Annotated in this window: 5 protein-coding genes and 5 pseudogenes; 3 read left to right on the forward strand and 7 right to left on the reverse strand. The window is 38.0% G+C overall.

Annotated features, from left to right (window positions below; genetic code table 11):
- Positions 1-135: 135 nt before the first annotated feature.
- Positions 136-276: pseudogene (locus tag ARSQ2_RS11995) on the forward strand (NO-inducible flavohemoprotein); the annotation flags it as partial.
- Positions 277-379: 103 nt separating this feature from the next.
- Here the strand turns inward: ARSQ2_RS11995 and glnB are convergent.
- The 5 genes and pseudogenes from glnB to ARSQ2_RS08770 form a co-directional block, all read right to left on the reverse strand.
- Positions 380-716: pseudogene (gene glnB, locus ARSQ2_RS08750) on the reverse strand (nitrogen regulatory protein P-II).
- A gap of 23 nt (positions 717-739) precedes the next feature.
- On the reverse strand, positions 740-2362 hold the full coding sequence (locus tag ARSQ2_RS08755) for an NAD+ synthase (RefSeq protein WP_181995060.1): 1623 nt from the start codon (positions 2360-2362) through the stop codon (positions 740-742).
- 29 nt (positions 2363-2391) lie between these two features.
- Positions 2392-3731: pseudogene (gene glrR / locus ARSQ2_RS08760) on the reverse strand (two-component system response regulator GlrR).
- Positions 3728-4519: a two-component system QseEF-associated lipoprotein QseG gene (gene qseG, locus ARSQ2_RS08765; RefSeq protein WP_181995061.1), complete on the reverse strand. Its 792-nt coding sequence runs from the start codon at positions 4517-4519 to the stop codon at positions 3728-3730. The pseudogene glrR and the gene qseG overlap by 4 nt, the downstream one beginning before the upstream one ends.
- A gap of 55 nt (positions 4520-4574) precedes the next feature.
- Positions 4575-6040 (reverse strand): annotated as a pseudogene (locus tag ARSQ2_RS08770) (sensor histidine kinase).
- Between the two features lie 178 nt (positions 6041-6218).
- Between ARSQ2_RS08770 and ARSQ2_RS12000 the strand changes: the two are divergent.
- A complete protein-coding gene (locus ARSQ2_RS12000; protein WP_202880407.1) occupies positions 6219-6461 on the forward strand; it encodes a transposase in 243 nt (80 codons plus the stop codon).
- Between the two features lie 12 nt (positions 6462-6473).
- Here the strand turns inward: ARSQ2_RS12000 and ARSQ2_RS08780 are convergent.
- Positions 6474-7325 (reverse strand): annotated as a pseudogene (locus ARSQ2_RS08780) (THUMP domain-containing protein); the annotation flags it as partial.
- 101 nt (positions 7326-7426) lie between these two features.
- Between ARSQ2_RS08780 and ARSQ2_RS08785 the strand changes: the two are divergent.
- Positions 7427-8536 (forward strand): YcbX family protein, encoded by a 1110-nt coding sequence (locus tag ARSQ2_RS08785; protein ID WP_181995062.1) that lies wholly within the window; start codon positions 7427-7429, stop codon positions 8534-8536.
- Positions 8537-8649: 113 nt separating this feature from the next.
- Here the strand turns inward: ARSQ2_RS08785 and ARSQ2_RS08790 are convergent, their stop codons facing one another.
- A complete protein-coding gene (locus ARSQ2_RS08790) occupies positions 8650-9198 on the reverse strand; it encodes a cell division protein ZapC (protein ID WP_181995063.1) in 549 nt (182 codons plus the stop codon).
- Between the last annotated feature and the right edge of the window lie 272 nt (positions 9199-9470).

The raw sequence follows: 9470 nt of genomic DNA on the forward strand, positions 1-9470 counted from the left end.
CCGAAATTGCTTCGCTGTTTCTCGGATACTCAACCCTTCTTCTTCCATCGTAAATATCACTTTACGTCTAAAATCAATTGAATAGCTCATATAAATAATATCATCAAAATTAAGTCGCTTAGCTATAATCTTAAAAATATGCATTATTACTTCTGTGGTCCAGTCAACTTTATGCAATTTATTGCCAAACAGTTGCTCGCCATGGGTGTAAATACCAGTCACATCCACTATGAGTGTTTTGGACCACATAAAGTTATTGATGGAAATGAACAATAATAATTAAAACTCTCACTAAAACCAGGGTAAGTGGTAAGAGGTGGAACAAAAAGTTACAGATTCCATATCAACTCCTTTGTAACTTTCAACCATCTGTTACCCTTTAAAAGCAAATAGCCGCTTCATCCTGCTCGCCGGTTCGAATACGGATCACATGAGCAATATCATAAACAAAAATTTTGCCATCACCAATTTTTCCCGTTTGTGCCGTCTGTATTATCGTTTCAATAGAACTGTCAACAATATCGTCCAGAACAACAATTTCAATTTTTACTTTAGGCAAAAAAATCAACCATATATTCTGCACTACGATAAAGTTATGTATGACCTTTTTGGCGGCCAAACCCTTTTACTTCCGTGACTGTCATTCCGGTTATGCCGAAATCTGCTAAAGCTTCTCTTAAATCATCCAACTTGAAAGCTTTGATAATTGCATCAATTTTTTTATCAAATTATCCTATTATCACCAGTTTTTACGACCAAAAGCCGAAGTAATTGGGTAACGCCTATCGTTGTTGAAATTTCGCATTGTAACGCGCGGACCTATCGGTGCCTGACGCCGTTTATATTCATTAATATCAACTAACTTGATCACTTTACGAACTGTTACTTCATCAAATCCAGCCGAAACTAATTCACTGACCGATTTATCCTGTTCAACATAACCTTCCAAGATCGCATCCAATACAGAATAAGGGGGTAAATTATCCTGATCGAGCTGCCCTGGCGCTAGCTCAGCAGAAGGCTGCCGTTCGATCACGCGCTGAGGGATGATTGGTGAAATCGTATTTCGATACTTTGCTAGCTCAAATACTAACATCTTTGGTACATCTTTAAGCACCGCAAACCCGCCGGCGATATCACCATAAAGAGTGGTATAACCAACGGCGGACTCACTTTTGTTAGTGGTCGTTAATACTAAACGGCCACGCTTATTCGATATTGCCATCAGAATGATAGCCCGACAGCGAGCCTGCAAATTCTCTTCGGTTGTGTCGGGCGCCATGCCGATAAATAATGGTGACAAACCTGCCATAAATGCATCATACATAGCTTCAATAGATATTATCGCAAATTCAATATCTAACAATGCTGCCTGCTCTTTGGCATCATGGATACTCATTTCAGCGGTATATTTGAAAGGCATCATTACAGCCTGAACTTTATCTTTACCTAAAGCATCTACCGCAATAGCCAAGGTTAAAGCTGAATCAATTCCGCCTGATAATCCCAAAATAACACCAGAGAATTCATTTTTATTAATATAGTCACGGGTTGCCATGACTAATGCTTCATAAACCTGGGCTATCGGTGATAAAGCTTTTGCTGAATTAGCCACTGGCAGTGGTTCGTAATCATTAAATTTACACTGGAGAACTTGCTCAGCAAACTGCGCTAAGTAATGCGTTATCTCACCCTTGCCATTGAATACTTTTGAGCCGCCATCAAAGATGAGCTCATCTTGTCCACCAACCTGGTTTAAATAGACAATTGGTAATTGGGTTCTTTGACAGTGTGATTTTAATAATGTTGAACGAATATGGGGCTTTTCACGATTGTAAGGTGAAGCATTAATGATAATGAGGACATCAGCGCCTTGGGCTTTAATTGCATCAACTGGCTCATCAAACCAGACATCTTCACAAATTAAAAAACCTAACTTGTAACCTTTAAAAGGTATTACACAAGTTTCGTTAGCTGAATGAAAATAACGCTTTTCATCAAAAACACCATAATTAGGTAATTGTTGCTTAAAATATTGCGCCACTAACTGCCCCTGCCAGAAAAATGACAATGCATTATAACATTTTTCGTTTTGCCAGCATGGATGACCAACAACAATGGCGATATTTTGACTAGCGTCTTTCAGACGATCAAGCTCTTTGCTACAGCGTTGGTAAAAATCTGGCCGAAAAAGTAAATCCTCGGGAGGATAGCCAGTTAAAGCTAATTCCGAAAACAGAATAAGATCTGCACCCTGTAACTGTTGAGTCTTAGCTTCCTGCAACATGCGTTCACAGTTGCCTTCAATATCACCTACCGGCCAATTTAATTGTGCTAGTGCAATATTCAGCGTTCGGTTCATAAAATTTCATTCTCCAGACATAATAAAAATTATTCTTTAAAATCATTAGGATCCAGTTTATGCCTGGCTAATAACTTATAAAACTCCGTTCGGTTTCGACCTGCCATACGCGCGGCATGGGTAACATTACCTTTTGTCATTTGTAACAATTTACGCAAATAATTAAGCGCAAATTGATTGCGAGCCTCAACAAAAGTAGGTAATGGAGTATTCTCACCTTGCAACGCCTGAATGACTAATGCTTCACTAATAACGGGCGCGGTTGTTAATGCAACACACTGCTCAATAACATTCACTAATTGCCTTACATTACCCGGCCAGCTTGCCGCCATTAAACATTTCATTTCATCCCTCGATAGGCTACGCACAAAAGGTTTATGACGCTTTATTGATTCCCTTAACAAATGATTTGCTAATAAAGGGATATCCTCCGAACGCTCATTAAGGGTAGGAATTTTGATATTTACCACATTCAAACGATAATAGAGATCTTCCCGAAATTCATTTTTTTCCATTGCCTTTGGTAAATCACGATGGGCCGCTGAAATAATTCGAACATCAATATCCAAATCACGGTTACTGCCTAAAGGCCGCACTTTATGTTCTTGCAAAACCCGCAATAGTTTCACTTGAAGAGACAAAGGCATATCACCAATTTCATCGAGAAATAGTGTCGCACCTTGCGCAACGAAAAATAGACCTTCACGATGTGTAACCGCACCGGTAAAAGCGCCCTTGGTATGACCCCAAACAGCTCTGATTCTAAAAGCTGCTCAGGTAAAGCTCCACAGTTAATTGCAATAAAGGGCTTTTTAGCTCTAGGACTAGCACGATGAATTGCTCGTGCCAACACTTCTTTACCTGTACCACTTTGCCCATTTATTAATACACTAACATCAGATTGCGCCACCATACGTGCCTGTTCTAATAAACGAAGCATTATCGGGCTACGAGTGACAATTTCCTTACTCCAATTTTCATCAGAAACGGAAATTGACATAGCCAATGCTTCACCAATCGCTTTATAGAGAGCATCACGATCAACTCGCTTAGTGAGAAAACTCGATACCCCTCTTTGTGTTGCCGCTACCGCATCAGGGATTGAACCATGCGCCGTTAAAATAATGACCGGCATGCCTGGCTGCTGTTTCTGTATCTCCGCAAAAAGTGCCATGCCATCGATTTCATCCATACGCAAATCACTGATAACCAGATCAATTTTATCTTTTATTAGAATTTTCAAGGCATCCACACCATTTTCTGCGGTAACCACCTTAAATCTTTCACTAGTCAAACGCATACCCAATAATTTCAATAGACCGGGATCATCATCTACCAATAATAGATTGGCTGATTTATGCACTGTCATTGGGGATTTTCTCGGCTTTTATCAACCTGATGAGACTCTTTAATCACATCTGTCGTTTTCGGCTCTGGGCTATTTGCTTTTGAATTGGTACTGCTTTTATCCATTTTTCCACTTGAAACAGCTTGTTCCTGCTGTTTGCGTGAAGAAAGTTGTCGTTCAATATCGGTCAGATTTTCCAACTTACGTGAGACAATATTTAATTCATAGCTTAGATGAGCGTTTTGTTCAGCTAAACGATCTAGTTTATTATCGCTCTGTTGTTGTAAACGTAAATATTTAGCATTTTCTTCTTCAACATTAACAATCTGAATTTGCTTTTCATGCCATAATTCTAACAGTGGGTGAATAGGTGAAGGGAACTGCAAACTATAACTATTCAAATTATCAATCACTTTACGCCGAGCAGTTACGGTTGACTCTGCGAAATCGAATAAAATAATATGTCGAAAAATATTTTTCCAATTAATTAACTGAATCGTTTTAGCCATCAAAAGCGCTTGCTCTTTATTCAATCGATTAGCACAGTCAACAATTCTCAACCAGTAAAGCGGATTATCTGAAGCATTCTCACTATCTATATTCCATATTTTTTCACAAGTAACATAGCGATAATCTGTTATACGTTCTTCTATTATTGGTATCGATTCATTTATCATATCCAGTGGTACTGGATGGTGATATTTACTACAAGCTATTAATAAAAAAGGTAAAAGAAGTGTTGTTAACTTTACTTTCCATTTAGTGGAAAAAATCCCCCACAACTTAGCTTCGCAAATGCAATATGCCATTTTTTCCGCATTATCCCTGCGGCTATTAGGGTGTTGTAATTAGAGCAATTTGGCATTATTCATACTCTGTGGTTAGTGGTAGCTCAATACGAAAACAGACATCAGCAAACTGACAATCAATAAGCAACAATTGACCATTCATTCTTTTAATACAATCTTGGGTAATGCTTAATCCTAACCGCTCCCTTTTACTGCCCCTTTACGTGCCCCTTTACGTGCCCCTTTACGCAATAAAGATCCTTGAAAAAAAGGTTCATAAATCATATTTTGTTCAGATTCTGGGATAGGTGTTCCTGTATTAGCGATATCGATTTGGAGTTTATCGTCAGTTTCATTGCTTATTATCCAGACCTTACCCGATTCAGAACCGTAGTACACTGCATTAGAATAGAGATTATCGATCACTCTTGCCAAAAAAGTTGGCTCTGCACAACAATGAGTAATATTTAACTCAATTTCAGTTTGAATATTTTTAGCTCTAGCCGTTAGATTATTTGAGGAAACGACATTTGCCACTAACTTGGTTAAATCAATTTGCTGAATCAGTGCTGGCCCATCGGGTAACTGACGATTATAGTCTAATAATTGCTCAATGAGTTGTTGCAAATGCTTACTACTATTATCCAAAATAGCGACAACCTCTCTTTGATCTAAAGTCAAAGGCCCTGTTACTTCATCAGCTAATATTTCAGCCCCTTCACGCATACTGGCTAAAGGTGTCTTTAATTCATGAGAAATATGACGTAAAAATTCATGCCGTTGTGATTCCAACCAACTCAGTCGCTCACTTAACCAAACAATACGCTGAGTTAATGAACGTAACTCACTAGGGCCCTTAAAACGTTCAAGTTTGGTGAAAAGTGTTCCTCCTGCCCCCCCAAGATGATTAATCATACGCTCAATAGCTTTAACAGGACCAATAATTATTCTAGTAAACAACACAACTAATAATACACTCAATAAAAACACAATTAGCGTTTGCCAACCAAAATATTGACCTTTTTCAGCAATTGCAGAATGCAATTGCGTACCTCGTCCAAATATAACATCACCTGTTAATTGTACTAACTGATTGTTGGTAAACGAAAAACGTTCAAGTGCCGCCGCCATTGCCGGGATAGGTGAGTTATTTTCGCATTTTAAATCGGAGAGATCTTCTAGTAAGGTTTGAATAGTTGTGATTTGGTTTTTATCAGGCCACATAGTCATTTGGCGAGCTAGCATCTCACTATATTCTTGCCGTTTTTTCTTATATAGAGCAGCAACAGTTTGATCGTTTAACACACAGTATTGACGATAGCTACGCTCCATTTCAAGCGCAGTACTCGTCATGATTTCACTGCGTCTAGCATCAAGCAAAGTGGTACGGTTGATATCAGCCGCATGATTACTCAATTGATCTAAACTTTGATAGGCCTGGTATGCCAATATTAATAATGGCAAAAGAACCAATAAAAAAGCCATCACTACCAGTTGGCGTAGTGAACGCAGAAAAAAATGCCACTTATTCAAAGAAATCATCTCATTACCTATTGATACTATAGCTAAGCGACTTAATTTTGATTACGCCATATTGAGTGCGAACAAAATATCTGTGTCGCATCCGAGCGCTCTTTTTTTACATTTAGCTTGTGCCCATTTATAGCTTGGGCGACTTTAAAATGATTACAAGTAATTACTCTATATCAGTAAATTTATATTGGAGAAAAACATATATTTTGTAATCGAAATTAAGACGTTTAGCTATAATGCAACTTTTCACAAGAAACAGAGTATTGAACAAGTCATCATCGATGCGGGGCATATGGTGGAATATTTGCCTACCTATTCGCCAGATCTTAATCCAATTAAACATAATTGGGCACAAGCTAAATGCAAAAAAGAGCGCTCGGATGCGACACAGATATTTTGTTCGCACTCAATATGGTGTAATAAAGATTAAGTCGCTTAGCTATAACGAGTGAACACCGGCTTGTTTAGCATTCTTCTTGGCTATTTCCAAAATGTGGCGATCAATATCTAAGCGATAGAAAAGCGCAGTCGCTTGCTCGATCCCCGTCTGAAACCGTTTTTCCGCTTCAGCAATTACAGCAGCCCAAAGCGTTGGATTATAACCCGACCAGCATTGAAATCCCCAAAATTGACGCGCTAAACCAGGTGCACGATCACAGGCCATTATTGCAGCTTCAATTAATAATGTGCCGGAACCACACATCGGATCGACCATTGGCAAACCATGCTGCCAACCTGAGCGTAAAAAAATGGCAGCCGCTAAATTCTCTTTGATAGGCGGTTGCTCTGCTAAACTACGATATCCACGGATATGGAGCGGATCACCTTTTAAATCCAACGATATGGTGGCGTTATCTTTATATAAATGGACATTAACCCGTATATCGGGTTGCTCTGTTTGGAAATGTTGGGCCGTTTATTCATTTTACGCGTAAAACTGTCCACAATAGCGTCTTTCACCCGTAAAGCCCCATATTGGCTATTGCGGATAACTTGGTTAGTTCCATTAAAATAAACGGCAAAAGTATCATTTACGGTAAACAAATCCGGCCAATCAATTGTCTGTTCTGCAAGGTAGAGATCCATATCATTAAAAACCTGGCAGCTAGCTAAGGGTAATAAAATCCTCGATGCTAAACGACTCCATAACAGACTCAAATACATGCCACGTTCGTCAACTTGAAAATGCACGCCACCTTGAGAAAATATGACAATATTTTGCTCCTAATGCCTCCAGTTCACTTTTAAGTAATTCTTCCAGTCCAAATGCCGTAGTAGCAAACAGAGCTCTCATATCGTTGTCACCCGAATAAAAAATGCTGCACATTATAGCTAACCCTGCGCACATATCATAAAGTTACTAGCAAAATTATCGCGCTCAAACAGGAGTTAAGAATGATCCGGTTATCTCGTCTTTATATCCATCCAGTTAAATCAGTGAAAGGCATTCGTTTGTCACAAGCTTATACAGAAAATAGTGGCCTGGTTTTCGATCGCTATTTTATGGTTACCAATGATCAAGGTGGGTTTATTACTGCGCGGCAATATCCACAAATGCTGTTATTTAAGTCAATAATACTTGAAAATAGCATTCAAATACAGGCACCTGATAAGCAAACAGCAATTATTTTATATAAAGACTTTATTAACCATCCCTTACCAACTGAAGTGTGGGGCAATCATTTTACGGCGTTCGCCGCACCAGCAAAGATTAATCAATGGCTGTCGCAATATTTTAATTCTGCTGTTCAATTAAGGTGGTTAGGTAAAATACCCAGCCGTCGAATAAAAAAATTTCCAACTATCCCTCTCTCATTTGCTGATGGCTATCCTTATCTTGTTATTAATCAAGCCTCATTTAAAGCGCTTCAAAAACAATGCCCATCTGATATTAAGTTAGAACAATTTAAAGGCAATTTGATCATAACTGGTGCCGAAGCTTTTGCTGAAGATAGTTGGCATACAATACAAATCGGTGAGGTTGTTTTCGAGCTTTTAAAACCTTGTAGGCGCTGCGTTTTGACGACAGTAAATATTGATGATGGCTCACAGCACCCGACTGGAGAACAGTTAACAACACTAGAAAGTTTCCGCACTGATGAGGATGGAGAAATTGATTTTGGCCAAAATGCCATCGCCAAAAATAGCGGTCTGATCCGCGTTGGCGATACGGTGAAAGTTTTAACTAAAAAACAACCTAAACAATATAAAAGGGTAAAATCAACTAAGCCTCAGATAATTAATGCAGAAACAGAAACCACATTATTAATCGATGTTAATGGCACAGAATATTTAGCCAATAACCAAATTATTATCTTGGAACAATTGGAAAAACATGGCTTAAAAATTCCCTACTCTTGCCGAGCGGGCATTTGTGGTTGTTGTAAAATGAAACTAATAGCAGGTGAAGTGATCCCATTGACAAAAACAGCAATCAAAGAAGATAGCGTGATCCTGAGTTGTAGTTGCATTCCAAAAAGAAATATTAAATTATTATTAAGCTAATTCTTATCCATGATTTGTCATCAATGAATGATGGATATTACTGTTGCTTTAAAGATGCTGCACAAATTAGTTATTATATAAACCTTGAATATTGATTAATTCAGGTTATTTTTTTATGAAACAGCTCTTTCATATATTAAACTACTGGCTGATCGTTGATAAATCATTAAGCGATTATTCATAATCTTAATCGGATCACAAAATCTCATTACCCGATCTTTCAAAACTAATCTAGGCTCAATTAATAAACATAAGCTGGCATATTTTCCTGCTTCTGTCACTAAAAACAATGCTTTCTGTCCACTATCTTCAATATGAACCTGAACAACATCCCCCAAGACCAAATCATCGTGGCAATTTACTGGCAAAAAATACCAGCTTCTAGGCATCTGCGGCTTTAAAAAACGAAAAGCAACTAATGCATTTAAAATTAATTCCGCACTATGCTCATCAGAAAGTGATAATTTTTGCAGCTGTTCTTCAATACAATGATATAACCCCGCATCATCAATATTAAAAGTCATTTCTCCATAAACAGATGCCACCAACATTTTTACTGGAAAACATGAACGAAATAACATTCCATTAGCCAAATCCAACATCATCCTTTCATGTTCATTATCGTAATACCAGCGCCACTGATTATTGGGTTTTATTTTCATTTATCACCCGTCAATCTGATCACACTATTTACAAGCTTAAAATCCATACTAATTAAAATTAAGATAAAAAGTACTTCTATAAAATAAATAATAGAAATAATAGAAAAAATTTCGAGTTTTACGTAAAGATATAGCTAAGCGACTTAATTTTGATGACATTATTTATATGAGCAATTCAATTGATTTTAGACGTAAAGTGATATTTACGATGGAAGAAGAAGGGTTGAGTATCCGAGAAACAGCGAAGCAATTTCGGATTGGCTCTGCATCTG

This window comes from Arsenophonus endosymbiont of Bemisia tabaci Q2, assembly GCF_902713415.1.
Classification (GTDB): domain Bacteria; phylum Pseudomonadota; class Gammaproteobacteria; order Enterobacterales; family Enterobacteriaceae; genus Arsenophonus.

Excerpts from the sequence above, each read along its gene's own strand:
- ARSQ2_RS08755 (WP_181995060.1), bottom strand. The coding sequence starts at position 2,362 with ATGAACCGAACGCTGAATATTGCACTAGCACAATTAAATTGGCCGGTA.
- qseG (WP_181995061.1), bottom strand. The coding sequence starts at position 4,519 with ATGGCATATTGCATTTGCGAAGCTAAGTTGTGGGGGATTTTTTCCACT.
- ARSQ2_RS08785 (WP_181995062.1), top strand. The coding sequence starts at position 7,427 with ATGATCCGGTTATCTCGTCTTTATATCCATCCAGTTAAATCAGTGAAA.
- ARSQ2_RS08790 (WP_181995063.1), bottom strand. The coding sequence starts at position 9,198 with ATGAAAATAAAACCCAATAATCAGTGGCGCTGGTATTACGATAATGAA.